This window comes from Halomonas shengliensis, assembly GCF_900104135.1.
Taxonomy (GTDB): domain Bacteria; phylum Pseudomonadota; class Gammaproteobacteria; order Pseudomonadales; family Halomonadaceae; genus Halomonas; species Halomonas shengliensis.
The window spans coordinates 140539-165666 of record NZ_FNIV01000008.1 but is presented as its reverse complement, the minus strand read 5'-3'; the positions used below and the strand labels follow the sequence as shown (position 1 = coordinate 165666).

Genomic DNA, 25128 nt, shown 5'->3' with positions numbered 1-25128 from the left:
CGCAGTGTTGCCGGGCTAGGTATAATGCCGATTTCCTCAGATCTCAACGTGCCTGAGAAGGCCTGACGTACCTACGCGACCGAGCTGGTCGCACGCTTGGGAAGCTTCTGCTCTACCATTGAGCTACACCCGCGAGTCGATTCGATAGTAAAACCAGCCCCTTAGCGATGCAAGCCCGGGGACACCCTTTTGCCTGGCGGAAAAGAAAAATTTGCCGACGCCGCGAACTTTCTCGTCTCACGCTGTCTGATCCTGTACCGCCAGTCGCGATAGCAGTCGCTAACACTGTTGCCCGCTGGCAGTTTCGATCGCATCTTGGCCGTCTCCTTCGAGGCGGCCTTCTTTTTGGGTGACTGTCGCGTCGGGGCCGGACGCGCCGACGCCCCGCGGCGGCGGGGCGTCGTGACGGCCTGCTGTGGCGAGACGATGGGCTATGACGAGAGAGCCTGGTGTGACAGCCTGCTCAGCGATGCCGCATGCGCAGGATGGCGTTGAGCACGTCGCGGCGGGTGACGATGCCCACCAGGCGGTTCTGCTCAACCACCGGGTAGACCTTGGGCTTGTTGCCGAGCATCTCCTGGGCCAGGTCGGTGATGCTCTTGGTGGGGGACACCGAGAGCACCTCATGGCGCATCAGGTCGCTGACCAGCGGTGGCTCGTCGTTGAGGTAGGCGCTCTCCAGCACCTTGCCCATCACGTCCTGCTCGGAGATGAAGCCGATCAGGTGGTCGTGGTCGTCGACCACCGGCACCCCGGGCAGGCGGTGCAGCGAGAGGCCTTCGGCCAGGGTCGACACCGAGGTCTTGCCGGTGACCCGATAGCAGTCGCGGGACATGATCTCGCGCACGATGGTGGGGGCCTTGTTGGGCATGGCGGATCTCCTTGTGCCGGTTTGCCCTCAGCATAGTCGACCCGGCGGCGCTGTCCGCTACTGGTGGTGGCGGCGCTTCAACGCTTGTCACCTCGACGGCGGGGAACCCGCGACGGTCCACCCGTTTCCAACTCAGGATCACCCATCTATTCACTGCGGGAGACGGACCATGGATGCACGCGAGTATCTCGCCCGACAGGGGCTTGACGGGGAGCGCGACCGCGAGCGGCCCAACACCCTGGAGGAGAAGGCCTGGTCCCGGGCCCGGGAGGCGGGTGACCATCGCCCACGGGCCGGCACGCCCTTCGACTGGGAGGAGTGGGAGCGCTACCACGATGACCTGGCCGAGGGGGCCGAGGCGATCACCCAGAAGATCGACCGCGAGGCCCACCGTCGCGCCCTGGACCATGAGGCGCGCGCCGCCGGCGATGACGCCGTGGGGGTCTTCACGCCGCCCGCGCAGCCCACCGGCGGCGACCGGGCCGCCGCCGCTCCCGCCCAGCCGCCCCGCGAGGCACCGCCGGCCCTGCGCCACGCGCTGCTGGCCCTGGCGGTGCTGTTGCCGCCGCTGGCCCTGGCGTTGGCCGGGGAGCCGCCGAGGCGGGTGGCGCTGGGCCTGGCGCTGACCCTGCTGGGCTGGATTCCCGGGGCGATCTACGCCTGGCGGCGGGTCCAGGGGCACCTCGCGCACGGTGCGCTTGGCAGCGGCGGGGACGGGCGGTAGGATTGGTCAACCTGATTTGATAACTGAGGTTTACCAATGGGCTTGCTGGTCGGCGTCACCGTTCTCTGGGCCTTCTCCTTCTCGCTGATCGGCGTCTACCTGGCGGGCCAGGTGGACAGCTACTTCGCGGTGCTGATGCGGGTGGCGCTGGCCGCCCTGGTGTTTCTGCCCTTCCTGCGCCCGGCACGCCTGCGGGGCCGCCAGCGGCTGGTACTGATGGGGCTCGGGGCCGTGCAGCTGGGGGTGATGTATCTCTTCTTCTATCAGTCCTTCCTGCTGCTCTCGGTACCCGAGGTGCTGCTCTTCACCATCTTCACGCCGCTCTACATCACCCTGCTGGATGACGTCCTGTTCGGTCGCTTCACCCCCTTCTACCTGGTCACGGCGGCGCTGGCGGTGCTGGGGGCCTGGGTGATCCGCTACGACGGCGTGGACAGCGGCTTCTGGCTGGGCTTCATGGTGGTGCAGGGCGCCAACCTCTGCTTCGCCCTGGGGCAGGTGGGCTATCGGCGGCTCTCCGCCGAACTGCCCGCCTCGCTGCCGCGCTACAGCGTCTTCGCCTGGTTCTACCTCGGCGCCCTGGCGGTGGCGCTGCCGGCCTTCGCGCTGCTCGGCGACGCGGCGGCGCTGCCCACCAGCGAGATGCAGTGGGGCGTGCTGCTGTGGCTGGGGCTGGTCGCCTCGGGGCTCGGCTACTTCCTGTGGAATCTCGGGGCGGTGCGGGTCGACGCCGGGGCGCTGGCGATCATGAACAACGCCCTGATCCCGGCCGGCCTGGTGGTCAACCTGGTGATCTGGAATCGCGACGCCGACCTCGGCCGCCTGGCGCTGGGGGGCGCCATCATCCTCGCCGCCCTGCTGCTCAACGAGTGGTGGGTGCGACGCCGGCGCCTCGCCACCATGGCCTGAGGCCGTTTGCCCGGGGCCTTCGCACTCGCCATAATGTCCCGCTGCGATGCGAGAGGCCCCGGCATGCCATCCCCACAGACACCCCCCGAGGGGCGCGCGGCGTCCTTCCGCAACATCGGCCTGATCGGCCGCCTGGGCAGCGCCAAGGTGGTCGAGACCTTGAAGCGGCTGCTGCGCTTCCTCGAGACGCGCGGCCTGCACGTGATCATCGAGGACCGCACCGCCACGGTGCTGCTCGACCATGGCCACCCCGAGGCGAGCCGCCGCATGCTCGGCGAGCTGTGCGACCTGGTGATCGTGGTGGGAGGCGACGGCAGCCTGCTGGGGGCCGCACGGACCCTGTGCCACAGCGGCACCTTGGTGCTGGGGGTCAACCGCGGTCGGCTGGGGTTCCTCACCGATATCTCTCCCGATGAGCTGGAGGCGCGGGTCGGCGAGGTGCTCGACGGCCACTACGAGGTGGAGGAGCGCTTCCTGCTGGACGCCGAGCTCTACCGTGACGACACCCCCATGGGCGGCGGCGATGCCCTGAACGAGGTGGTGCTGCACCCCGGCAAGGCGGTGCGCATGATCGAGTTCGAGCTGTTCCTCGATGGCCAGTTCGTCTATAGCCAGCGCAGCGATGGCCTGATCGTCGCCACCCCCACCGGCTCCACCGCCTACTCGCTCTCCGGGGGCGGCCCCATCATGCACCCGCGGCTGGATGTGCTGACTCTGGTGCCGATGTTCCCGCACACCCTGTCGAGCCGCCCCATCGTGGTGGATGCCGCCAGCGAGATCCGCATCCATATCGGCGAGACCAACCAGACCTACCCGCACATCAGCTGCGACGGCCAGACCCGGGCGGTGGCCAAGCCCGACGACGTCCTGGTGATCCGCCGCAAGCCCCAGACGGTGCACCTGGTACACCCGGTGGGCCACAACTTCTACGAGGTCCTGCGCAGCAAGCTGGGCTGGAGCCACCGCCTGGGAGACTGATGTGAACCACCGGGCGAGGCTCGAAGGCTACGACCTGATCGGCGACGTGCACGGCTGCGGCGCCACCCTGGCGGCGCTACTGGAGAAGCTGGGCTACCACCAGCGCGGCGGCGTCTACCGCCACCCGCGGCGCCGGGTGATCTTCCTCGGCGACCTGGTGGATCGCGGGCCGCGCATCCGCCTGGCGGTGCAGATCGCCCGGCGGATGGTCGAGGAGGGCGAGGCGCATATCGTCATGGGTAACCATGAGTACAACGCCCTGACCTACTGCCACCGTGCCCCCGCCGGCCTGGGGCGCGACTGGCTGCGGGCGCATACCCCGCGCAACAACCGCCTGATCCGCGAGACCCTCGACCAATACCGCGACCACCCCCAGGAGTGGGACGAGGCGCTGGCATGGTTCATGGAGATCCCGCTCTGCCTGGAGCGTGACGGCCTGCGGGTGGTGCACGCCTGCTGGGACCAGCCGCTGATCGACGAGCTCCGCAAGCGTCGCCCCGATGGCTGCCTGGACGAGGCCTTCCTGGTGGAGTCCACGGCGCCCGGCACCTCGGCGTTCCGCATCCTCGACCGCCTGACCCGTGGCACCCAGATCCCCCTGCCGCTGGGGGTGGAGATCCACTCCGGCGACGGCTTCACCCGGCGCAGCTTCCGCGCCCACTTCTGGGCGCGTCACCCCGAGACCTGGGGCGATGTGGTGTTCCAGCCCGACAACCTGCCGGGCGACCTGGAGCAGCGCCCGCTGACCGAGAAGCAGCGGGCGCGCCTCAGCCACTATGGTGCCGAGGAGCCCCCGCTGTTCATCGGCCACTACTGGTGCGAGGGGGTCCCGGCGCTGCCCGCCCCCAACATCGCCTGCCTGGACTACAGCGCGGTGAAGTTCGGGCGCCTGGTGGCCTATCGCTGGAGCGGCGAGCGTCGCCTGGATGCCGACCGCTTCGTGTGGCTGCGGGTGCCGCGCGAGGAGCGGGTGAGGCCTCAGCCCTGGGAGATCGATCTCGATTGATACAAACCGTTACAAAATTATCGGGCCGGGGGCTGAACTCCCGGTGCCGTCCGCCATCTGAGTAGGTGTTCCCTTGAATGATCCCTTGCTCTTGTCCGGCGGCCCCCTCCGCCGGATTTTTTCTGTGTGTCCGTCATCGCGCCTGACGCGGCGGCGACGCGAGGTGATGCCATGTACCGCGTGATGCTGCTGCCCGCCGATGCCGACACCCGCGAGCTGCGCCGTGCCCTGTGGGCGGCGCGCATCGGCCATCGCATCACCGAGGAGGCCGAGGGGCAGATGCTCTGGCTGGCGGACCCCAACCAGCAGGAGGCGCTGCGGGAGGTGGTGGGGCGCTGGCAGCGCGGCGAGCCGCTGCCCGACGCCCCTGCGTCGCGCTCCACCCGCCATGGCGGCGACCTGGCGCCGGTGCTGCGCCAGGCGCCCCTCACCGCCGCCACCCTGGGGCTGTGCCTGGCGGTGTTCGCCGCCATGGCGATCCTTGGCGACCTGGTGATCGCGCTGCTGGCGATCGTGCCGCTGGGCATCAGCCCCGAGGGTGGGCTGGCGGTGGGCACCCTGGCCGAGGCGCTGGCGGCGGGCCAGGTGTGGCGGCTGCTGTCGCCGGCCTTCCTGCACTTCGGCTGGATGCACCTGATCTTCAACATGCTGTGGCTGTGGTACTTCGGTCGCCAGGTGGAGGCATTGCAGGGCAGCGGGCGGATGCTGCTGCTGGTCGTCGCCGCCGGTATCGGTGGCAACCTGGCCCAGTACGCCGCCGGCACCGCACTGTTCGGCGGCATGTCCGGTGTCGACTTCGCCCTGCTGGGCTACGTCTGGCTGATGTCACGGCGCCTGCCCGGCAGCGGCTTCTTCGTGCCCCAGATGCTGGTGGTATTCATGCTCGGCTGGATGGTCTTCACCATGACCGACATGGCCGGCGCGGTGGGCTTCGGCAACGTGGCCAACGAGGCCCACCTGGGCGGGCTGGTCGTGGGCCTGGCCCTAGGCTGGTACTATTCCGCGCGCGCCCGCCGGCGGCGCTGACGCCTCGACCCCGTGGAGAGATTGACGATGAGTGATATGACCTTCGAGCGCATGATCCAGCAGATGACCCCGGCCATCTACCAGAGCCTCAAGCAGGCGGTCTCCCTGCGCAAGTGGCCCGACGGGCGGATGCTGACCCGCGAGCAGACCGAGCTCTGCCTCGAGGCGGTGATGCGCTATGAGGTGGAGAACCAGGTGCCCGAGAGCGAGCGGGTCGGCTACCTGGAGCGGCGCACCTGTGGTGGCGCCAGCAGCGGGGCGAACGTCGACCCCGCCCTGGCGGGCCTGGCCAGGGATGCCGGCCGTGACTGAGTCCATCGCCGCCGCCGCCGAGGTAACGGGCTGCCTGACCAAGATGGCGATTGCCCCGGGACAGGGCGGTGAGCCCGCCCGCTATACCCTGCGCGCCGGCGCGTCGCGCCTCGACCTCAACGAACGACTCGGCAAGCCGCTCTCCCTTGCCTGGGGCGGGGCCATCGCCTGTGCCCACTGTGGCCGGGCGACCCGGAAGAGCTTCGCCCAGGGCTACTGCTACCCCTGCTTCAAGACGCTGGCCCAGTGCGACACCTGCATCATGAAGCCGGAGACCTGCCACTTCTTCGCGGGCACCTGCCGCGAACCCGAGTGGGCCGAGCGCCACTGCTTCCAGCCGCATGTCGTCTACCTGGCCAATGCCTCGGGCCTCAAGGTAGGGATCACCCGGGCGACCCAGGTACCGACCCGCTGGCTCGACCAGGGCGCGGTGCAGGCGTTGCCGATCTTCGCCGTGGACACCCGCCAGCAGTCGGGCTTCGTGGAGACGCTCTTCAAGGAGGCGGTCTCGGATCGCACCAACTGGCGCGCCATGCTCAAGGGCGAGGCCGCCGAGCTCGACCTGCCCGCCGAGCGTGATCGCCTGCTGGCGCGTCTGGAGGGAGGGATCGCCCGCCTGCAGGAGCGCTTCGGCGCTGACGCCATCCGTCCCCTCGACGAGGCCCCGGTGCGCCTGTCCTATCCGGTGCTCGAGTACCCCACCAAGGTGGTCTCCCATAACCTCGACAAGACCCCCGAGGTCGGCGGCACCCTGCTGGGCCTCAAGGGCCAGTACCTGATCCTCGACACGGGGGTGGTCAACCTGCGCAAGTACACCGGCTACGAGGTCAGGGTCGTCGCCTGAGGCCTCGGCTATGCTGTCGGCTGAGTCCCTGGGGTCCGTGGACAGCAACCGTGCACAGGGCCCCCGGACAGGATCCATCGACAGGAGACGCCCGATGAGCGAGACCATGCGCGCCATGCGCCTGCACGCCCCCGGCCAGCAGCTGCGACTGGAGATCCTGCCGCGCCCCGAGCCAGCCCGCGGCGAGGTGCAGCTCAGGGTCTTGGCCTGCGGGGTGTGCCGCACCGACCTGCACGTGGTGGACGGCGAGCTGCCCGACCCGCGCCTGCCGCTGGTGCCCGGCCACGAGGTGGTCGGCGAGGTCACCGCCCTGGGCGAGGGGGTGAGCGGCCTGGCGCTCGGCCAGCGCGTGGGCGTGCCCTGGCTGGGCTGGACCTGCGGCGAGTGCGCCCCCTGCCGCCGCGGCGAGGAGAACCTCTGCGAGCGCGCCGCCTTCACCGGCTACACCCGCGACGGCGGCTATGCCGAGTATTGCGTGGCCGATGCCCGTTACTGCTTCCCCGTCCACGGCGGCGACCCCCAGGCCAGCGCGCCGCTGCTCTGCGCCGGGCTGATCGGCTACCGCACCTGGCGCCTGGCGGGCGGAGAGGCGCCCAGGCGTATCGGCCTCTACGGCTTCGGCGCCGCCGCCCATATCCTGATCCAGCTGGCGCTGTCCCGCGGCCAGCGGGTCTTCGCCTTCACCCGCCCGGGAGACCAGGCCGCCCAGGCCTTCGCCCGCCGGCTGGGCGCCGAGTGGGCCGGCGGCAGCGACCAGGCGCCCCCGGAGCCCCTGGACGCCGCCCTGCTGTTCGCCCCGGTGGGCGACCTGGTGCCCGCCGCCCTCTCCCGGGTGCGCCCCGGCGGAGTGGTGGTCTCCGGGGGCATCCACATGTCCGACATCCCGAGCTTCCCCTATCGCCTGCTGTGGGAGGAGCGCTCGGTCAAGTCGGTGGCCAACCTCACCCGCCAGGATGGCGAGGAGTTCCTGGCCCTGGCTCCCGAGGTGCCGATCCGCACCGAGACTCGCGCCTACCCCCTTCAGGAAGCCAACCGGGCCCTCGACGACCTGCGCGAGGGGCGCCTCTCCGGGGCGGCGGTGCTGATTCCCTGAGCGCTTCCCCGTTCCCTGACCCTGAGCGCGACCAGGCCCCTCGCAAGGGGCCTGGTCGCGTCGGTGGGTGGGTGGCGTGTCAGCCGGAGTCGGCGACGGTGGGGTAGGGGTTGTCCGGCATCAGGGTGCGGGGCAGCGCCGGGCGCCGGGTGTCCTCCTTGGGGCCATAGTACTCGGCCAGGTAGTCCAGGATGGTCGCCTCGGTCTCCTCCTGGAACTCCCAGAGCCCCTGGGTCTCCTGCATCCAGCGGATCAGGTACTCCCAGTGGTTGCGGGTCCCGCTGTTCTGGGTCACCAGGCTGGCCGAGTGGCAGGCGGTGCAGTTGCTGCGCACCGTCTCCCACCCCTCGGCCATCACCAGGCCGGTCTCCGGGTCGCTCTCCGGCGCCTCCTGCGCCATCCCCGCCAGCGGCAGGGTCATCAGGGCCAGCCCCAGGGAGGCCGTGGCGAGCGTCTGTAACGGCGTCATGGGAACCTCCTAGGCCACCTGGACCGCGATGCGGTGACAGGCGTTGTTGAGGTAGCCCTTGGGGTTCCAGCCCGGGACGACCATGGGCTGGGAGCGCCCCTCCTCGTCGGTGGCCTTGGCCCATACCTCGTAGTAGCCGGGCTCGGGGAACTCCACGGCGGTGGTCCAGCGCTGCCAGGCCAGGCGGTTGGGGGCTTCCTTCAACTCGGCCTTCTGCCAGGTGGCGCCGAAGTCGATGGAGACATGCACCTCCTTCACCGACAGGTCGCCGGCCCAGGCGTGGCCGCGCACCGTCATCGTCTCGCCCAGGGCGTGGTCGATCCCGGACTTCGGGAAGGTAACCAGCGACTTCACCGGCATCGACTGGATGGTGACGAAGTCCTCCTCGGGCACCACGCTGCCCGGGGCGACCGGGTGCTTGGGCACGCTGTAGGAGGGGGCGCCCATCTTGGTGCCGTCGTGCTTCTGGTTGCGGATCACGATGCGCTTGAGCCACTTGCCGGAGACCGAGCCCGGCCAGCCGCTGCATACCACCCGCAGGGGGTAGCCGTTGAGGTAGGGGATGTCCTCGCCGTTCATCGCCCAGGCGATCAGCGACTCGTCCTCCAGCGCCTTCTCCATGGGCACGCCGCGCGAGATCGCCTCCTTGTTGGGGTCGCCGCTGGCGTGACGGTCGGCGCCGTAGTAGCCGATATAGACGGCGTCCTCCTTGATCCCGCAGGCCTCCAGCACGTCGCGCAGGCGCACCCCGGTGAAGGTGGGGCAGGCCACCGCGCCGGTGGTCCACTGGTTGCCGCTGGCCGAGGGCACGTACTCGCTGCGCCCGTTGCCGCCGCACTCCACCTGCAGCTGAAGGGTGTGGTGCTCGAAGCGCTCCTTGAGGTCGGCGATGGTGAAGGTCTGGGGATTCGCGCAGGACTCGCCGGCGATCTCCAGCTCCCAGGTGTCGGCGTCGATGCTCTCCACCTCGGGCGGTATGCCGTTGTTGCGCACGAACATGTGCTTCGCCGGGGTGATGTCATCGTCCAGCAGGTGAGCGGGGGTCTCGGCGTTGATGGGCCGATCGTTGAGGACGGTCAGCCCCTCCTTGCCCTCGAGGGTGAAGGGCTCCTCGCTCTGGGCGAGGGCCGCCGGGATCAGGCCACCGGGCATCCGGTCGGCGAAGGGGATGGAGCCACCCACCGCGGCGGCCATGGCCAGCAGGCTGGAGCGCTTGAGGAAGCCGCGGCGGGTCACCGGGTCGACCTCGCGGTCCCACAGCAGGCGATCCGCTGCCTCGGGATCCTCGGCGTAGAGCTCGTGGATGCCGCGGGTCCGGGTGTCGGGAGGGAGTTTCGTCATGGCACTGCTCCTGGCGGGCAGGCACCGGCTTCCCTGGCACCGAGCCGTTGTTGTGATTGTGTGGCCGGAGTCGTCCGTCACTCGCGTCTTACGTTATTCCAGCGTAGCAGGGTGTCGGCGATTTGCCGCATGCGCGACGCGGCGCTGGGGGCGTGCCGCGAACGGCAGGGCGAGGGCGTGGCGGGGTGCCCGCTCAGCCGGAGCGGGGCAGGATGCGACGGTAGCGGTCGAGGCGTTCGTCGAGCCAGGTGCCGCCGAGACGTGGCGGCGGCTGGGTGCCGGGGACGCGCAGGGTGAGCAGGAACCAGCCGCTGGCGCCGGAGGTCTCGGGCAGGGCGGCGGCGAGGCCGGCCGGCAGGCGCTGCGGGCGCCGCCAGGCGAGCTCGAGGGCATCGCGCTCCAGCAGGTACTGGAAGCGGGCGGCGTCGCGCAGCACGGCGATGGCGCCTTCCGCAACGCCTCGGGAGAGGCTCTCCAGGGTGCGGTAGGCCGGCGCCCCGGCGGCGCGGCAGGCGTGGCTGCCGGCCACGTGGCAGCGCTCGCGGGCTTCCGGATCCTCGGGCCAGCGGCCGCCGGCCAGTCGCCCGGCGGTGGCCGGGTAGGCGAGGGCGATGGCCAGCGCCGGGGTGCCGTCGGCGAGGCGTGCCGCCTCGTCGACCACCGCGCCGTGGCGCAGCTGGTCGCGCAGCCAGCGGTAGTCGCTGGCCTGCTGCACTCGGCCACGGGCCTCGTCGGCGGTGTCGCGGGCGCCCTGGAGGGAGCGCAGCAGGGAGAGAGTTCTAAGTATCACGCTATGGCCTCGCGGTGGACGCCGCTATCTTCCGGGCTGGGCGGTGGTCTGGCAAGAGTCTCGTTCCCAAGTGAGAGGCGCCGGGGACAGGCCGAAGGGGAGGTCCTATGCCATGGATGGCATTGGTAGCGCCCAGGGATGGGTTCACAGCGCCTCCCCGACGGTCCGGCGCTCCGGGGCCTGTCGCCGGATTAGCCTCGAGTGACGTGACTGGATTCGCCGGGCCCAACGAGCACCGCCCGGCACATGGCCGGGCGGTGAGGTCGGGTGAGGTCGCCGGGATCAGGCGGTGGCGGGCTGACCCACCAGCTCCTTGAGGGACTCCTCGACGATGGCCAGTCCCTCTTCCAGCACCTCGTCCTCGATGGTGACGGGCATCAGGAAGCGGATGGTGTTGCCGTAGAGGCCGCAGGAGAGCAGGATCAGTCCCTTCTCGCGGGCGCGCTTGCACAGCGCCGCCGCCAGGTCGGCATCCGGGGTGTGCTTGGCCTTGTCGGAGACGATGTCCACCGCGGCCATGGCACCCATGTGGCGGCCGTTGTCGACACAGTCGAACTGCTGCTGCCATTTCTCGAAGCGCTTGCCGAGCTTCTCGCCCAGCGCCTGGCTCTTCTCGAGGATGGCTTCCTCCTTGAAGACGTCCAGCACCGCCAGCACCGCGGCGCAGGAGACCGGGCTGCCGGTGTAGGTGCCGCCCAGGGAGTTGGGGCCGGAGGCGTCCATGTGCACGTCGGTGCCCACCACGGCGGAGATCGGCATGCCGTCGGCCATGCTCTTGGCCATGGTGATGATGTCGGGCTCGACGCCGCTGTGCTCGATGGCGAACATCTTGCCGGTGCGGCCGAAGCCGGACTGCACCTCGTCGATGATCATCAGCATGCCGTGCTCGTCGCAGATCTCGCGGATCGCCTTGAGGAAGCTGGCCGGCGCCGGGTAGAAGCCGCCCTCGCCGAGCACCGGCTCGAGCACAATGGCCGCGGTGTCGCGTGGGTTGGCGTCGGTCTTGAGCGCCATCTTCAGGCCGCGGATCGCCTCATCCTCGCTGACCCCGTGGTAGGGCACCGGGTAGGGAGCACGGAAGACGTTGCCGGGCATGGAGCCGAAGTCGGCGGCATAGGGGGCGACCTTGCCGTTCATGGCCATGGTCATGAAGGTGCGGCCGTGGTAGCCGCCGTCGAAGCAGATCACGTTGTTCTTGCCGGTGGCGGCGCGGGCGATCTTGACCGCGTTCTCCAGCGCCTCGGCACCGGAGTTGGCCAGCATCACCTTGGCGTGGCCACGCACCGGGGTGACCTGGCTGAGCTGCTCGGCCACCTTCACGTAGCCCTCGTAGGGCATCACGGTCTGGCAGGTGTGCATCACGCGGTCGAGCTGCGCCTTGACCGCCTCGACCACCTTGGGATGGCGGTGGCCGATGTTGAGCACGCCGATGCCGCCGGCGAAGTCGATGATGCGGTTGCCGTCGGCGTCCCAGATCAGGGCGTTCTCGGCACGGTCGGCGAACTGGGTCGCCGGGCTGGCGGCGCCGTTGGCGACATAGCGCTTCTTGAGGTCGTTGAGTTCAGCGTTGGTCATGTTGCCTCCTGGGTGGTTGGGTGGCGGTCGCTCACAGGCCGCCGACACACACGTATTTTAGTTCAGTGAATTCATCCAGGCCGTGGTGGGAACCCTCGCGCCCGAGGCCTGACTCCTTGACGCCGCCGAAGGGGGCCAGTTCGGTGGAGAGGATCCCTTCGTTCACCGCCACCATGCCATACTCCAGCCCCTCCATCACATGCCAGATGCGGCGGTAGTCGCGGGCATAGAAGTAGGCGGCGAGACCGAACTCGGTGGCGTTGGCCATGGCGATGGCCTGCTCCTCGGTCTCGAAGCGGAACACCGGTGCCAGCGGGCCGAAGGTCTCCTCGCGGGCGACCCGCATCTCCTCGCTGACATCGGCGATCACCGTGGGTTCGAAGAAGGTGCCACCCAGGGCGTGGGCCTTGCCGCCGGTGACCAGGCGGCCGCCCTTGGCCAGAGCGTCGGCGATGTGCGCCTCGACCTTCTCCACCGCGGCGGCATTGATCAGCGGGCCCTGGACCACCCCCTCCTCGAGGCCGCTGCCCACCCGCAGCTCGGCGACCCGGGCGGCCAGCTTCTCGACGAAGGCATCGTAGATGCCGGCCTGCACCAGCAGGCGGTTGGTGCACACGCAGGTCTGCCCGGAGTTGCGGTACTTGGAGGCGATCGCGCCCTCCACGGCGGCATCCAGGTCGGCATCGTCGAAGACGATGAAGGGGGCGTTGCCGCCCAGCTCCATGGAGGCCTTCTTGACGGTGCCGGCGCACTGGGCCAGCAGCCGCTTGCCCACCGGGGTGGAGCCGGTGAAGGAGATCTTGCGCACCCGCGGGTCGCTGGTCAGCACCTCGCCGACCTCGGCCGGGCGGCTGGCGGTGACCACGTTGATCACACCGGCGGGGAAGCCGGCCAGCTCGGCCAGGCGCGCTACCGCCAGGGCGGTCAGCGGCGTGGCTTCGGCGGGCTTGATCACCACCGGGCAGCCGGCGGCCAGCGCCGGGGCGCACTTGCGGGTGATCATCGCCAGCGGGAAGTTCCAGGGGGTGATGGCCGCCACCACCCCGATCGGCTCGCGGAACACCAGGATGCGCTTGTCGACCCCGTGGCTGGGCAGGGTCTCGCCGGCCATGCGCTTGGCCTCCTCGGCGTAGAACTCCACGAAGGAGGCGCCGTAGGCCACCTCGCCGCGGGCCTCGGCGAGCGGCTTGCCCTGTTCGAGGGTCATCAGCCGGGCGAGATCTTCCTGGTGGGCCATGAGGGTGTCGTACCAGGCGCGCAGCAGGGTGGCGCGCTCCTTGGCGGTGCGTTTCTTCCATGCCGGCCAGGCGGCCTCGGCGGCGGCCACGGCATCGCGGGTGGCCGCGGCGTCGAGGTCGGGCACCTCGGCCAGCACCTCGCCGCTGGCGGGGTCGGTGACGGCGAAGCGCGTCTCGCCGTCGCGCCATTCGCCGGCGATGAAGGCCTTGGGGATCAGGATATCGGGCAGCTCGGCCATGGGGTCCTCCGGGGATTTTATTGGCATATTTGACGCAGTGTGCATTATTTAAAACGACTCGCCAAGCCTCTCCGATGCCCGTCAAGGCGAGCCAGGAAAGGTGGCCCTGCCCATCGGCGCGAGCGCCGCTTTCGGCTACACTATGGCGCCGAAAAACCGCCGCCTGCCGCGGCTTCCTGCGACGCGAACGCGAGGTGCGCCTTGATCGATCCCCTCAACGCCTGGTGGGCCCAGCAGCTGGTACTCTGCGACTGGGCCTTCGACCCCGACCCGCTCGGCGTGGAGCCGCAGGAGGCCCGCGACCGCCTCGTGGCCCTGGCGGTACCCGATCGTGGGGAGCTGGGCTGGCGGCTGCTGGAGGCTCTGGGCGAGGGTGGCGCGGGGGCCGACCCGGCCCGCCTGCTGGGGGCGCTGGAGCTGACCGCCCTGGCCGGCGCCGCCGGCTGGCTGACCCTGGAACAGGCGCGCGCCTGGGGGCACTGGCTGGCCGGCGAGATCGCCGCCCACCACCGCGACCTGGACGCCTGGCTGGAGTCGCTGCGCCATGCCCGCAGCGCCGAGGGCTGGGTCCATGGCGACGACGGCTTCCTGGAGGCCTGCCAGGCGCTCTCGGTGCTGGAGCACGAGGGCGATGGCGTCACCTGGGAGCGCCTGGGGGAGTGGCTGGCGGTGCATGACCGCCCCGAGCCGCCGTGGCCCGAGGCTGGCGGCGCCCGGGCCTGGCGGTTGCGGGCCGGCTTCGCTCCGGTGCTGGCGCTGCCTGCGGGTGAGCAGGACTGGGCAGGCCTTCGCGAGTGGCTCGATGAGTCCTGGCAGGTGCGCGACCGCGACGACCTGCTGCGGACCCTGCTGTGGCTTGCCGCCCAGGGCGATCGCCAGGGCTGGGACCTCGATGCTACCCGCCTGCTGGGCCTGGACCACGACGCCGCCGTCGCCTGGTGCGAGGGGCTGGAGGGGGACGAGCGCCGCTATGGCCGCACCCTGCTGGCCTTCCTGGCGCAGGGCGAGCCGCTGGAGTGGGCGGCCTGGGACTGGTTGCGCCTGGTCGACCTGGCCTGGGCCGGCGCCTGCCTGGGCTGGCTCGCGGCCGAGGAGGCCGAGGCCTTCGCCCTGCACGCCGCCGACCTGGTGCAGCACCGCTACAGCGACTGGTCGGCGCTGGCCCGGGCCTACCAGCGGGGCCGCAGCCTCTTCGAGGGGCGCAACCGGCTGGCGGCCTTCGAGGCCGACTGGCGCCTGCTGCTGCAGTCCCCGGTGAGCCCCTGGCGCACGCCGCTGCAGGGGCTGGTGGAGGAGACCGAGCTGGCGCCGGCCCGCGAGGCCATCCGCGCCTGGCGCGCCGACCCGCGCCACTGGGTGCTGGCGCTGGCCAGCGTCCGGGAACCGGAACTCGCCGCGCGCCAGGGGCCGGCGGTAACGGTGGAGCCGGCGCGCCGCGAGGACGCCCGGCGCTACCTCGAGGAGACCCTGGAGCTGCACGCCGACGAGGGCGTGGAAGCGCTGGTGCGCTACTGGCTGCCGGCCCAGGCCCACCACCTCAACCAGCTCGCCGCCGACGCCGCCCACGGCGCGCTGCCCCCCGTCGAGACCCCCTTCGGCGCCCCCGAGCCGGCGGCGCTGGCGGTGCGTGACGGCCTGCGACAGGCCAGCCGTCACGCGGCCACCATCCACATGGCCGAGAAGTACGCCTTCTACCTGCAGATGGCGCTGGACAGCGAGGCCTTCGATCCCGGGAAACTCGCTGCGCTGGCGGAGGCGCTGCGCGGCTCGCTGTGCCGCTTCTATCCCGATGCCCGCCGCCTGCTGGAGGCGTGGTCGCGCTGGGATGCGCTGCTGCCGGAGGAGGGGCAGCCGCCGCTGACCCGCGAGATCGCCTGGCACCTGGAGGACCCGGGCAGCCTGTTCCACTGGCTCGACTGGCGCCAGGACGAGTGGCGAGAGCCCGGGCCACGGCCGCGCCTCTCCCAGTTCACCGCGCTGGCGCTGGTGGGGCCGCTCAACAGCCCGCCCTGGAGCCTGCCGCACCGCGAGAGCGAGCGCGAGGCGGTGGCGATCCGCGAGTGGATCGACGGCCACTACGGCCTGCACTCCGCCGAGGAGCTGGCCGAGTTCCTGGAGTACCTGCTGGAGGCGGGCGACCGCCAGGAGTACCAGATCAACTACGCCCCCTACACGCTGAACACCGCGCGCCTCGCCTCGGAGATCGCCACCCTGGAGAGCGGCGAGTGCAGCGACGAGGAGCGCACCCACCTGCTGCGCCTGCAGCGGGTGCGCGACAACGAGGATGGCTGCAACGACAACGACCTCACCGCCTGGGACCTGGCCCAGGCGGTGGACCTGGCCATCGCCGCCCGCCAGCTGGGGTGGCTGGAGAGCGCCGCCTTCGCGCGGGTGCTGGAGCGTGCCCACGCCCTCGCCGCTCGCCACTACTCGGGCTGGGAGGCCTATGCCCGCGGGCTCTACGCCGGCTTCTCCTTCTTCATGGGGGAGACCCCGGAGCGCGAGAGCTTCCTGGCCGGCCTGCGCCAGGCGCTGGTGGCCTGGCTCTCCGCCGCCCCGCCCCTGGCGGGGCCCTGGGCGAGCCTGGAGTTCCCGGGCGCGCGCCCGCGCCACTGGGCGCCGCTGCATATCGATACCCTGCCGGGGGATGCCCGGCTGCTGCACTGACGCCGGCCTTCTAGGGCTATCGAAGTTAGCCATGCCGCAATAGCGAAAGGCGCCGGGGCCAGGCCGAAGAGGGGGTCCTATGCCAGGGGTGAGGAGCATGGCTCCGAACGGGCTGGCCATGGATGGCCAGCACCGGCCCTGCAAGCGGAGCAGGACGCGAGAGCGAAGCAGGGCATCGGTAGCGCCCAGGGATGGGTTCACAGCGCCCCATCGACGGTCCGGCGCTCCGGGGCCTGTCGCCGGTAGAGCCTTGAGCGTTACTTCCATCTGCGATAGTACTGGCCGATCCTCCCGCGGGCTCGTCAGGCCCGCGGGGCTGGTTTATAGTCGTCGCAGCGAAGATGTGGCTCCACCTGTCGGGAGCCTGGGATCACAGCGAGCCGCCGACAGGCCGTTCTGGCAGTGTTACCGGTGCCCCCGGCGCCACTGCCACAGCGATGCTCCCCGCCCCGGAAAAGCGATGCCGGCGGGCGCGGCTCAGGGAAGAGGTCGCTTGAATGGTGGTCACCGACGCGAGTCGTGCCCTGCTGGTTGTCGTGTCGCTTCTGGTGCTGGCCGGCTGTGCTTCCACGCCTCGGGAGCAGGCCTCCCGGGATGCCGATGCCCCCTACTTCGCCCGGCAGCTCCCCGGCCTGCCCGGCGGCTGGGATCCCATGATGTCCCCGGTGGACAACCCCATCCTCGAGGCACGCCGCCTCGACAATCCCCCGCCGGCGCTGGTCAGGCAGGCCCTGCTGGCCCAGCACGAGCGCTGGGCCGGCACTCCCTACCGCCTGGGAGGAAGCGGCTTCGGCGGGGTCGACTGCTCGGCGCTGGTGCAGAACGTCTTCGCCGAGACCTTCCGCGTCACGCTGCCGCGCACCACCGGCGAGCAGGTGCGCCAGGGACGGGTCGTGGAGCGGGACGAGCTCGCTCCCGGCGACCTGGTGTTCTTTCGCCCGCCCGGGATCTACGACCATGTCGGCATCTACCTCGGCGAGGGGCGCTTCCTGCACGCCTCCTCGTCGCGCGGGGTGATGATCTCCGAGCTCGACAACCACTACTGGCGCCGCCACTTCTGGCAGGCCAGGCGCACCCTGGAGCCGACCCGCCTGGCCCAGCGGCTGCTTGCCAGCGGCGATGCCTGACCTCGCCACCCGTCCCGACCGGCCACCTCGAGGGCTGCGATGATCCGCATGCGCACCACCGCCTGGTGGCGAGCCACCCTGGCGCTGAGCCTGGGCTCGTTGCTGGTGTTCCTCAACCTCTACGCCCCCCAGCCGCTGCTGCCGGACCTGCGTGAAACCTATGGCGTCTCCACCCTGGTGGTGGGCCTGGTGATGTCGGTGGCGACCCTGGCGCTGGCGGCCTCGCTGCTGGTGTTCGGGCCGCTCTCCGATGCCATCGGGCGCGGCGGCATCATGCGCCTGACCCTGCTCGCCGCCGGTGTGCTCTCGCTGGCCCTGGCCCTGGCGCCCAACTTCGAGATCCTGCTGGTGCTGCGCACGCTGCAGGGCTTCGTGCTGGGCGGCCTGCCGGCGGTGGCCATCGCCTGGATGGGCGACGAGTTCGAGCCCGATGCCATGTTGGCCGCCGTGGGCCTGTATATCGGCGCCAACACCCTGGGGGGGATCAGCGGGCGCGTGGTGGGGGGCGGCATGGCCGAGATCGGTGGCAGCGCGGCGAGCTTCCTGGCGGTGGGGGCCATCACCCTGGTGGGAGTGGCGGTGTTCTGGCGGTTGTTGCCGCCGTCGCGGGGCTTCACCCCACGGCGCTTCGAGCTCGCCGGGGCCCTGGGCGACCTGGCGGCGCATCTGCGCACCCCGGCGCTGCTGGCCGCCTACCTGCTCGGCGGGCTCAACTTCCTGATCTTCATCAACCAGTACAGCTACCTTACCTTCCGCCTGGCCGAGCCCCCCTTCGAGCTGGGTGCCACCCTGCTGGGGCTGATCTTCCTCACCTACCTGGGCGGCACCCTGGGCTCGTCGCTCTCCGGACGCCTGGTGCGCCACCTTTCCCAACCGGCCTGCATGGTCATGGGGATCCTGATCCTGATGGCCGGCACCCTGGTGACCCTGTCCGACCGCCTGCCGGTGATCCTGGCCGGGCTCACCATCAACGCCTTCGGCTTCTTCGTCGCCCACTCCATGGCCTCGAGCTGGGTGGGGCGCAACGCCCGCCGGGCCCGGGGCAGCGCCTCGGCGCTCTACCTGGTGTTCTACTATACCGGGGCGAGCCTCGGGGTGTTCTGGCTGGAGCCCTTCTGGGGACTGGGCGGCTGGCCCGGCGTCGCCCTCGGTTCCTGGCTGGTGCTGGGGGTGACCCTGGGCATCGCCGTCTGGCTGTGGCGGCGACGCCCGGACCGGCAGGGCGCCTGATCAGCCCAGGCCGCCGGCCTCGTCGCCCCAGACCTCCTCCAGGCGCTCCTCGCGGCCGCAGGCGGACTTGTAAAAGCGGTAGCGAAGCGGGTTTTCCTGATAGTAGTCCTGATGGTACGCCTCGGCGGGGTAGAAGGCCTCGAAGTCGGTGATCTGGGTGGCGATCTCGCGTTCGAAGCGCTCCTCGAGCTCGGCGCGGCTGGCCTCGGCCAGCTCGCGCTCCTCCGCGTTCATGGGGAAGATGGCACTGCGGTAGGAGTCGCCCACGTCGCAGAACTGGCGATCCTCCGCGAAGGGGTCGATATTGCGCCAGAACACATGCAGCAGTTGCCGGTAATCGACCACCGTCGGGTCGTACTCCACGGCCACCACCTCGGCGTGGCCGGTATCGCCGCCGGTCACCTGCTCGTAGGTGGGGGCCTCGGTGTCGCCGCCGCTGTAGCCGGAGGTGGTGGCGATGACGCCCTCGACCGGGTCGAAGGCCTCCTCGACGCACCAGAAGCAGCCCCCGGCGAAGACGGCGGTGGCGGTGTGGTCATCCGCCGGGGCGGCCAGCGGGACCAGGGCGAGCAGCGCGGCCAGGGGGAGGCGGCGCGGCGAGATCACCTGTGACATGAGCGTTCCTTGTGATGGGGGCTGTCAGATAATTTGAGAGTGTCACCATCCTATGGTTCCGTACAACCTCTGTATGATAATCACCTGCCGGTAAGGTGGTGCCGTCGGTGACGCCAGAGGGACACCGCCACCGTCCATCACCCAGGAGCCCGATGTGACCCGATCCCGCCTCTTGCTGCTCGGCCTGGTCGCCGCGCTGATCGCCCTCTACTACCTCAGCGGCGCCGACGAGGCGCTGAGCCTGGCCAACCTCCAGGCCGAGCAGGCGCGTTTCCAGGCCTGGTTCGGCGAGCGCCCGCTGGCGGTAGGCGGGGGCTTCTTCCTGGCCTATGTGGCGATGGCTGGGCTCTCCCTTCCCGGGGCGACCCTGATGACGGTGCTCAGCGGAGCGCTGTTCGGTTTCGGCTGGGGCCTGGCGATCGTCTCCTTCGCCAGCGCCCAGGGGGCGACCCTGGCGGCGCTGATCGCCCGCACACTGCTGCGTGGGACCCTGGAGCGGCGCTTCGCCGCCCAGCTCGAGCGCATCAACGCCGGCATCCGCCGCGAGGGCGCCTTCTACCTCTTCACCCTGCGCCTGATCCCGCTGTTTCCCTTCTTCGTCATCAACCTGGTGATGGGGCTGACCCGCATGCGGCTGACGACCTTCTACTGGGTCAGCCAGCTGGGCATGCTGCCCGGCACGGCGGTGTTCGTGAACGCCGGCCGGGAGCTTGGCCATCTCGAGTCGCTCGCCGGCATCCTGTCGCCCGGCCTGATCGCCTCCTTCGCGCTGATCGGCCTCTTCCCCTGGCTGGCGCGGGGGCTGGTGGCCCTGGCCCGACGCCGGCGCCTGGCGCGTCGCTATGGGCGGCCGACACGCTTCGACCACGACATCGTGGTGATCGGTGGCGGCTCGGCGGGGCTGGTGGCCAGCTATATCGCCGCGGCGGTCAAGGCCAGGGTGGCGCTGGTGGAGCGCGAGCGCCTGGGCGGCGACTGCCTCAACACCGGCTGCGTGCCTTCCAAGGCGCTGATCCGCGCCGGCCGGGCGGCCCAGGAGGTGCGCCGGGCGGGGGGCTACGGCATCGAGGCCGGCGAGCCGCGGGTGGACTTCGCCGCGGTGATGGACCATGTGCGTCGCGCCATCGACGAGATCGCGCCCCACGACAGCCGCGAGCGCTATGAGGGGCTGGGGGTCGAGGTCCATGCCGGGGAGGCCATCCTCGAGGATCCCTGGCGGGTGCGCATCACCGGGCCAGACGGGGAGCGGCGGCTGACCACCCGGCATGTGATCATCGCCAGCGGCGCCTCGCCGGCGGTGCCGCCGCTGCCCGGCCTGGAGGCGGTCGAGGTGCTCACCTCCGACACCCTGTGGAGGCTCGAGACCCTGCCCGAGCGCCTGCTGGTGCTGGGCGGCGGCCCCATCGGCTGTGAGCTGGGGCAGGCGTTCGCGCGGCTGGGAAGCCGGGTGGCGCTGGTGGAGATGGGGGCACAGCTGCTGCCCCGGGAGGATGCCGAGATCGCCGACCAGGTGGCCCGGCGGCTGGCGACGGAGGGGGTGGCGCTGCACCTGGGCACCCGGGCGCTGCGGGTGGTGGGCGACGAGGCCGGTGGTCATGCCCTGGAGGTCGAGCACCACGACGGCGCCGGAGAGGCGCGGCGCGAGCGCCTGCCCTTCAGCCACCTGCTGGTGGCGGTGGGGCGGCGCGCCAACGTCGCGGGGATGGGCCTCGAGGCACTGGGCGTGGAGACCCGGGATGACGGTACCCTGGCGGTGAACGAGAGCCTGCAGAGCGTGCTGCCCAACGTCTGGGCCTGCGGCGACGTGGCGGGGCCCTACCAGCTGACCCACGCCGCGGCCCACCAGGCGTGGCATGCCACCGTGAATGCGTTGTTCGGGGAACTGAAGCGCTTCCGGGTCAGCTACCGGGCGCTACCGGCGGTGACCTTCACCGACCCCGAGGTGGCCCGAGTGGGGCTCAACGAGCGGGAGGCCCGCGAACGGGGTGTGGCCTATGAGGTGACGCGCTATCCGCTGGCGGAGCTGGACCGCGCCATCGCCGAGGGGACCGCGGAGGGCGTCGTCAAGGTGCTGACGGTACCCGGGCGTGACCGCATCCTCGGTGCCACCATCGTCGGCGAGGGGGCAGGGGAGATGCTCGCCGAGTTCACCCTGGCGATGACCCACGGCATCGGGCTCAACAAGCTGCTCGGCACCGTGCATCCCTATCCCACACGCAGCGAGGCGGTGAAGGCGGCGGCGGGGGCCTGGAAGAACGCCCACAAGCCGGAGCGCCTGCTGGGCTGGCTCGAGCGCTACTTTGCGTGGCGCCGGAGTGGGGCCTGGCGCCGGGGTGACGCTCGCCGGGAACGCTGATCCCGGCTTGCGTTACCCCACGACGCGAAGGGGGCAGCCTGGCGGCTGCCCCCTCGGGTGTCCTGGATCGGCAGGCGAGCGATCAGTGCTCGTGGCCGCCCTCGCCGTGGACGTGGCCGTGCTCGACCTCTTCCTCGCTGGCCTCGCGGACCGAGGCGATCTCGACGTCGAAGTTCAGGGTCTGGCCGGCCAGGGGATGGTTGCCGTCGACGGTGACGGTGTCACCCTCGACCTTGGTCACGGTGACCATCAGCGGGCCGCCCTGGGTCTGGGCCTGGAACTGCATGCCGGGCTCGATGCTCTCGACGCCCTGGAAGGCGTCACGGGGCACTTCCTGCACCAGCTGGTCCTGCTTCTCGCCATAGCCCTCGGCCGGGGTCACGGTGGCGTTGAGCTTGTCGCCGGCGGCGCGGCCCTCAAGCTCCTTCTCGAGGCCCGGAATGATGTTGCCGGCGCCGTGGAGATAGGTCAGCGGCTCGCGGCCTTCCGAGCTGTCCAGCACTTCACCTGCATCGTTGGTCAGGGTGTAGTGGAACGCGACAACGGAATTCTGCGCAATCTGCATTGATGAACCTTTCGGTGAGTGCATGTCAGGCGCATGGTAACGTGCCGACCGTCGCGCTGTCAGGGGCGATGGGGCATTTTCAGGATGGCCCGTATGATCCTGAGTGGCGTTCACCCGGGGCGGCGACCTTCGGATGGTTGCGTCGCCCGGGTGCCGGGGATAACCTACCGCCACCCGATTCTTCCCCGATTCCCCCACTCGATATCTGGAGATTCCCATGGCCCAAGTCGTGATCTGGCTGATCGCCTTCGCCGCGATCCTCGCCCTCGCCCTCAAGCGCTGGCCCTCGCTGAGCGCCAGCCTGGACTGCCTGCTGCCCCGTGCCATGAAGACCGACGGCGACAACGCCGTGGTCTGGAGCCTGGCGCTGGCGGTGCTCGGGGCCACCACCATCGTGCGTCCGGTGGACGTGCTGCTCACCGCCATCGTGCTGGGCGTGCTGGCACTGGTCGCCGTCAAGCTCGGTGGCTGGGCGATGGACAAGGTGGACCTGCACTGACGCCACCCGTCAGCCGAGAAGGACGAAAGGCCCGCGGAGCGATCCGCGGGCCTTTCTCGTATGGTGACGTGCCTGGGGCAGGCTCGGGAGGCCGAGCCGTGCCCCTCAGCCTTTATCTCAGTAAGGGGCGACGGTGACGTTGCTGCCGCTGCCGATCAGGCGCACGCGCTGACCCACCTGGAAGGCCTGGTCGGCCTTCTGCACCACCACGATGTTGATGCCGTCGTCGCGGCGGATCTCCATCTCCCAGGCATCGACACGGTTGGCGGACTCCTCGATCTTGCTGCCCGCCACGCTGCCGGCGATGACACCGGCGGCGGTGGCCAGGGTACGGCCCGAGCCGCCGCCCACCTGGTTGCCCAGCAGGCCGCCGATCACCGCGCCGCCACCGGTGCCGATGATGCCGCCGGCGCGGCTGTCGGCCTGGACCTGCACCCGCCGCAGGGCCTGGATGGTACCGAAGCGCACCGTCTGCTCGGCGCCCACCTGGTTGCTGCTGTAGACGTTGCCGCCCATGGGGGCGGTGTTGGCGCAGCCGGCCAGGGTCAGGGCGCCGACGGCGACCACGGGAAGAAGACGTTTCATGGCAATCATGGCATGACCTCCAGGGGCATTCGTGACGAGCCGCGGCTCGGGACATCCTGTCGAATTAGTGAACACTGTTCAGTAACCCGGATTCTAGCCGGCCAGGCGCGACCTGGCCAGCCTTGCTGGGTTCCTAGCGTCATTCTAGACCGGCGAAGTGTCAAGCAAAGTGCATCCTTGGCACCAGGCACAGGAAAGGGGAGGCCGTGGCCTCCCCCGATGCGTCCGGTCGGGCATCGCGGGCGATGCCGTCCCTGCTTTCGCCGAGCCTCGGGCTCAGAACTGGTTCATGGTGTTGTCCTTGCCACCGGCCTTGAGCGCCGCCTCGCCGTGGAAGAACTCCTTGTGGTCATCGCCGATGTTGGAGCCGGCCATGTCCTGGTGCTTGACCGTGGCGATGCCCTCGCGGATCTCGCGGCGCTGCACGCCCTCCACGTAGGCCAGCATGCCCTCGTCGCCGAAGTAGCCCTTGGCCAGGGTGTCGGTGGAGAGGGCCGCGGTGTGGTAGGTGGGCAGGGTGATCAGGTGATGAAAGATACCCGCATCGCGAGAGGCGTCGCGCTGGAAGTTGCGGGTCCACTCGTCGGCCAGCCTGGCCAGCTCGGTGCCATCGTACTCCGGGCTCATCAGCTGGGCACGGTCGTAGGCGGAGACGTCCTTGCCCTCCTGCTGCCAGGCATCGAACACCTGCTGGCGGAAGTTCAGCGTCCAGTTGAAGGAGGGGCTGTTGTTGTAGACCAGCTTGGCGTCCGGCACCGCCTCGCGGATGCGGTTCACCATGCCGGCGATCTGGCCGACGTGGGGCTTCTCGGTCTCGATCCAGATCAGGTCGGCGCCGTTCTGGAGGCTGGTGATGCAGTCCAGCACCACGCGGTCCTCGCCGGTGCCCGGCTTGAACTGGTAGAGGCCGGAGGCCAGGCGCTTGACCTTGACCAGCTGGCCGTTCTGCTTGATGACCACGTCGCCGTTGTTGATGTCCTCGGCCTTCTCGATCACATCGCCATCGAGGAAGCTGTTGTACTGGTCGCCCAGGTCGCCCGGCTCTTGGGTGACGGCGATCTTCTGGGTGAGGCCGGCGCCCAGCGAGTCGGTGCGAGCGACGATGACGCCGTCGTCGACACCCAGTTCCAGGAACGCATAGCGCACGGCATTGATCTTGGCCAGGAAGTCCTCGTGGGGCACGGTGACCTTGCCGTCCTGGTGGCCGCACTGCTTCTCGTCGGAGACCTGGTTCTCGATCTGGATGCAGCAGGCGCCCGCCTCGATCATCTGCTTGGCCAGCAGGTAGGTCGCCTCGGCGTTGCCGAAGCCGGCGTCGATGTCGGCGATGATCGGCACGATGTGGGTCTCATGGTTGTCGATCTGCTGCTCCAGCTCGGCCGCCTTGGCGCCGTCACCGGCGGCCCTGGCCTCCTCGAGGGCGCGGAAGAGGTGGTTGAGCTCCCAGGCGTCGGCCTGGCGCAGGAAGGTGTAGAGCTCCTCGATCAGCCCGGAGACCGCGGTCTTCTCGTGCATGGACTGGTCGGGAAGGGGGCCGAACTCGGAGCGCAGGGCGGCAACCATCCAGCCGGAGAGGTAGAGGTAGCGGCGCTGGGTGGTGCCGAAGTGCTTCTTGATGGAGATCATCTTCTGCTGGCCGATGAAGCCGTGCCAGCAGCCCAGCGACTGGGTGTACTGCGAGGCGTCGGCGTCGTAGGCCGCCATGTCCTCGCGCATGATCTTCGCGGTGTAGCGGGCGATGTCCAGTCCGGTCCTGAAGCGGTTCTGGGCACGCATGCGGGCGGCGTTCTCGGGACTGATGTCCGCCCACTTGCCACGCATGGCTTCACGAAGCTGCGACAGTGCCTTGATATCTTCCTGGTATGACATGGGGCCATCCTCTCTCGGTGTGGGACGCTTGCCGGCGCCGTTGATGCTGCACCTGCGAAGTGAAGTCAGGTTCGTCGATCCATGGCGGCCTGTCTCTGCTGCCTTGGTCGTAGCCTGGCGAATTTGAAACGAACGTATGAGATCGGTGCAGGGAGCCCGGTACGACCGCTTCCGCGTTCGCCTTGACTGGCACTATGGCC

Annotated in this window: 23 protein-coding genes; 13 read left to right on the top strand and 10 right to left on the bottom strand. The window is 70.1% G+C overall.

Annotated elements, in window-relative coordinates; genetic code table 11:
• Positions 1–463 precede the first annotated feature (463 nt).
• Positions 464–871 (bottom strand): CBS domain-containing protein, encoded by a 408-nt coding sequence (locus tag BLP95_RS12690; RefSeq protein ID WP_023005815.1) that lies wholly within the window; start codon positions 869–871, stop codon positions 464–466.
• A gap of 169 nt (positions 872–1040) precedes the next feature.
• On the opposite strand from BLP95_RS12690, the gene BLP95_RS12685 reads away from it, so the two are divergent.
• From BLP95_RS12685 to BLP95_RS12650, 8 genes are all read left to right on the top strand, one after another.
• Positions 1041–1595, top strand: coding sequence for a YqaE/Pmp3 family membrane protein (locus BLP95_RS12685; protein ID WP_089679928.1), 555 nt, complete (start codon positions 1041–1043; stop codon positions 1593–1595).
• 36 nt (positions 1596–1631) lie between these two features.
• Entirely contained in the window at positions 1632–2504 is an 873-nt protein-coding gene (locus BLP95_RS12680; protein ID WP_089679926.1) for a DMT family transporter, read from the top strand.
• Positions 2505–2567: 63 nt separating this feature from the next.
• A complete protein-coding gene (locus BLP95_RS12675) occupies positions 2568–3482 on the top strand; it encodes an NAD(+) kinase (RefSeq protein WP_089679924.1) in 915 nt (304 codons plus the stop codon).
• A gap of 1 nt (position 3483) precedes the next feature.
• Positions 3484–4488: a metallophosphoesterase gene (locus BLP95_RS12670; protein ID WP_089679922.1), complete on the top strand. Its 1005-nt coding sequence runs from the start codon at positions 3484–3486 to the stop codon at positions 4486–4488.
• A 171-nt stretch (positions 4489–4659) separates the two neighbouring features.
• Positions 4660–5514, top strand: a complete 855-nt coding sequence (locus tag BLP95_RS12665) for a rhomboid family intramembrane serine protease (protein WP_089679920.1) — start codon at positions 4660–4662, stop codon at positions 5512–5514.
• 27 nt (positions 5515–5541) lie between these two features.
• Positions 5542–5826, top strand: coding sequence for a YeaC family protein (locus BLP95_RS12660; RefSeq protein WP_031218084.1), 285 nt, complete (start codon positions 5542–5544; stop codon positions 5824–5826).
• On the top strand, positions 5810–6670 hold the full coding sequence (locus BLP95_RS12655; RefSeq protein WP_245678746.1) for a DUF2797 domain-containing protein: 861 nt from the start codon (positions 5810–5812) through the stop codon (positions 6668–6670). Before BLP95_RS12660 ends, BLP95_RS12655 begins: the two co-directional genes overlap by 17 nt.
• 94 nt (positions 6671–6764) lie before the next feature.
• Positions 6765–7763, top strand: coding sequence for a zinc-dependent alcohol dehydrogenase family protein (locus BLP95_RS12650; RefSeq protein ID WP_245678745.1), 999 nt, complete (start codon positions 6765–6767; stop codon positions 7761–7763).
• 79 nt (positions 7764–7842) lie between these two features.
• Here the strand turns inward: BLP95_RS12650 and BLP95_RS12645 are convergent, their stop codons facing one another.
• The 5 genes from BLP95_RS12645 to BLP95_RS12625 form a co-directional block, all read right to left on the bottom strand.
• A complete protein-coding gene (locus BLP95_RS12645; RefSeq protein ID WP_023005824.1) occupies positions 7843–8232 on the bottom strand; it encodes a hypothetical protein in 390 nt (129 codons plus the stop codon).
• A 9-nt stretch (positions 8233–8241) separates the two neighbouring features.
• Positions 8242–9573: a sulfite oxidase gene (locus tag BLP95_RS12640; RefSeq protein ID WP_089679918.1), complete on the bottom strand. Its 1332-nt coding sequence runs from the start codon at positions 9571–9573 to the stop codon at positions 8242–8244.
• A 193-nt stretch (positions 9574–9766) separates the two neighbouring features.
• Positions 9767–10363 (bottom strand): hypothetical protein, encoded by a 597-nt coding sequence (locus BLP95_RS12635; RefSeq protein ID WP_143004423.1) that lies wholly within the window; start codon positions 10361–10363, stop codon positions 9767–9769.
• A gap of 282 nt (positions 10364–10645) precedes the next feature.
• Positions 10646–11938: a 4-aminobutyrate--2-oxoglutarate transaminase gene (gabT, locus tag BLP95_RS12630; RefSeq protein WP_089679914.1), complete on the bottom strand. Its 1293-nt coding sequence runs from the start codon at positions 11936–11938 to the stop codon at positions 10646–10648.
• A gap of 31 nt (positions 11939–11969) precedes the next feature.
• Positions 11970–13415: an NAD-dependent succinate-semialdehyde dehydrogenase gene (locus tag BLP95_RS12625; RefSeq protein ID WP_089679912.1), complete on the bottom strand. Its 1446-nt coding sequence runs from the start codon at positions 13413–13415 to the stop codon at positions 11970–11972.
• 201 nt (positions 13416–13616) lie between these two features.
• Here BLP95_RS12625 and BLP95_RS12620 point away from each other — a divergent pair, with 201 nt between their 5' ends.
• The 3 genes from BLP95_RS12620 to BLP95_RS12610 all read left to right on the top strand — a co-directional run bounded on the left by BLP95_RS12620 (position 13617) and on the right by BLP95_RS12610 (position 18439).
• Positions 13617–16082 (top strand): DUF1266 domain-containing protein, encoded by a 2466-nt coding sequence (locus tag BLP95_RS12620; RefSeq protein ID WP_089679910.1) that lies wholly within the window; start codon positions 13617–13619, stop codon positions 16080–16082.
• Between the two features lie 497 nt (positions 16083–16579).
• Positions 16580–17209: a C40 family peptidase gene (locus tag BLP95_RS12615; protein ID WP_176760288.1), complete on the top strand. Its 630-nt coding sequence runs from the start codon at positions 16580–16582 to the stop codon at positions 17207–17209.
• A gap of 39 nt (positions 17210–17248) precedes the next feature.
• The gene (locus tag BLP95_RS12610; RefSeq protein WP_089679908.1) at positions 17249–18439 is read left to right on the top strand and encodes an MFS transporter; all 1191 of its coding nucleotides are present in this window, start codon (positions 17249–17251) and stop codon (positions 18437–18439) included.
• On the opposite strand, the gene msrA is transcribed toward BLP95_RS12610, so the two are convergent.
• Positions 18440–19054: a peptide-methionine (S)-S-oxide reductase MsrA gene (msrA, locus tag BLP95_RS12605; protein WP_089679905.1), complete on the bottom strand. Its 615-nt coding sequence runs from the start codon at positions 19052–19054 to the stop codon at positions 18440–18442.
• Positions 19055–19208: 154 nt separating this feature from the next.
• On the opposite strand from msrA, the gene BLP95_RS12600 reads away from it, so the two are divergent.
• Positions 19209–21410 (top strand): FAD-dependent oxidoreductase, encoded by a 2202-nt coding sequence (locus tag BLP95_RS12600; RefSeq protein ID WP_089679903.1) that lies wholly within the window; start codon positions 19209–19211, stop codon positions 21408–21410.
• An 82-nt stretch (positions 21411–21492) separates the two neighbouring features.
• Here BLP95_RS12600 and BLP95_RS12595 read toward each other — a convergent pair whose 3' ends face one another.
• Complete coding sequence (locus tag BLP95_RS12595) at positions 21493–21975, bottom strand: FKBP-type peptidyl-prolyl cis-trans isomerase (protein WP_023005832.1); 483 nt, start codon at positions 21973–21975, stop codon at positions 21493–21495.
• Between the two features lie 217 nt (positions 21976–22192).
• Here BLP95_RS12595 and BLP95_RS12590 point away from each other — a divergent pair, with 217 nt between their 5' ends.
• Positions 22193–22474, top strand: a complete 282-nt coding sequence (locus tag BLP95_RS12590) for a hypothetical protein (RefSeq protein ID WP_089679902.1) — start codon at positions 22193–22195, stop codon at positions 22472–22474.
• Positions 22475–22591: 117 nt separating this feature from the next.
• Here BLP95_RS12590 and BLP95_RS12585 read toward each other — a convergent pair whose 3' ends face one another.
• Together BLP95_RS12585 and BLP95_RS12580 are read right to left on the bottom strand one after the other, a co-directional pair.
• Complete coding sequence (locus BLP95_RS12585; protein WP_089679944.1) at positions 22592–23059, bottom strand: outer membrane lipoprotein; 468 nt, start codon at positions 23057–23059, stop codon at positions 22592–22594.
• 276 nt (positions 23060–23335) lie between these two features.
• Positions 23336–24928 carry an isocitrate lyase gene (locus BLP95_RS12580; protein WP_089679899.1) on the bottom strand — a complete coding sequence of 531 codons (1593 nt, stop codon included), beginning with the start codon at positions 24926–24928 and terminating at the stop codon, positions 23336–23338.
• Between the last annotated feature and the right edge of the window lie 200 nt (positions 24929–25128).

Excerpts from the sequence above, each read along its gene's own strand:
- BLP95_RS12690 (WP_023005815.1), bottom strand. The coding sequence starts at position 871 with ATGCCCAACAAGGCCCCCACCATCGTGCGCGAGATCATGTCCCGCGAC.
- BLP95_RS12685 (WP_089679928.1), top strand. The coding sequence starts at position 1,041 with ATGGATGCACGCGAGTATCTCGCCCGACAGGGGCTTGACGGGGAGCGC.
- BLP95_RS12680 (WP_089679926.1), top strand. The coding sequence starts at position 1,632 with ATGGGCTTGCTGGTCGGCGTCACCGTTCTCTGGGCCTTCTCCTTCTCG.
- BLP95_RS12675 (WP_089679924.1), top strand. The coding sequence starts at position 2,568 with ATGCCATCCCCACAGACACCCCCCGAGGGGCGCGCGGCGTCCTTCCGC.
- BLP95_RS12665 (WP_089679920.1), top strand. The coding sequence starts at position 4,660 with ATGTACCGCGTGATGCTGCTGCCCGCCGATGCCGACACCCGCGAGCTG.
- BLP95_RS12660 (WP_031218084.1), top strand. The coding sequence starts at position 5,542 with ATGAGTGATATGACCTTCGAGCGCATGATCCAGCAGATGACCCCGGCC.
- BLP95_RS12655 (WP_245678746.1), top strand. The coding sequence starts at position 5,810 with ATGCCGGCCGTGACTGAGTCCATCGCCGCCGCCGCCGAGGTAACGGGC.
- BLP95_RS12650 (WP_245678745.1), top strand. The coding sequence starts at position 6,765 with ATGAGCGAGACCATGCGCGCCATGCGCCTGCACGCCCCCGGCCAGCAG.
- BLP95_RS12645 (WP_023005824.1), bottom strand. The coding sequence starts at position 8,232 with ATGACGCCGTTACAGACGCTCGCCACGGCCTCCCTGGGGCTGGCCCTG.
- BLP95_RS12640 (WP_089679918.1), bottom strand. The coding sequence starts at position 9,573 with ATGACGAAACTCCCTCCCGACACCCGGACCCGCGGCATCCACGAGCTC.
- gabT (WP_089679914.1), bottom strand. The coding sequence starts at position 11,938 with ATGACCAACGCTGAACTCAACGACCTCAAGAAGCGCTATGTCGCCAAC.
- BLP95_RS12625 (WP_089679912.1), bottom strand. The coding sequence starts at position 13,415 with ATGGCCGAGCTGCCCGATATCCTGATCCCCAAGGCCTTCATCGCCGGC.
- BLP95_RS12615 (WP_176760288.1), top strand. The coding sequence starts at position 16,580 with ATGGTGGTCACCGACGCGAGTCGTGCCCTGCTGGTTGTCGTGTCGCTT.
- BLP95_RS12610 (WP_089679908.1), top strand. The coding sequence starts at position 17,249 with ATGATCCGCATGCGCACCACCGCCTGGTGGCGAGCCACCCTGGCGCTG.
- msrA (WP_089679905.1), bottom strand. The coding sequence starts at position 19,054 with ATGTCACAGGTGATCTCGCCGCGCCGCCTCCCCCTGGCCGCGCTGCTC.
- BLP95_RS12595 (WP_023005832.1), bottom strand. The coding sequence starts at position 21,975 with ATGCAGATTGCGCAGAATTCCGTTGTCGCGTTCCACTACACCCTGACC.
- BLP95_RS12590 (WP_089679902.1), top strand. The coding sequence starts at position 22,193 with ATGGCCCAAGTCGTGATCTGGCTGATCGCCTTCGCCGCGATCCTCGCC.
- BLP95_RS12585 (WP_089679944.1), bottom strand. The coding sequence starts at position 23,059 with ATGAAACGTCTTCTTCCCGTGGTCGCCGTCGGCGCCCTGACCCTGGCC.
- BLP95_RS12580 (WP_089679899.1), bottom strand. The coding sequence starts at position 24,928 with ATGTCATACCAGGAAGATATCAAGGCACTGTCGCAGCTTCGTGAAGCC.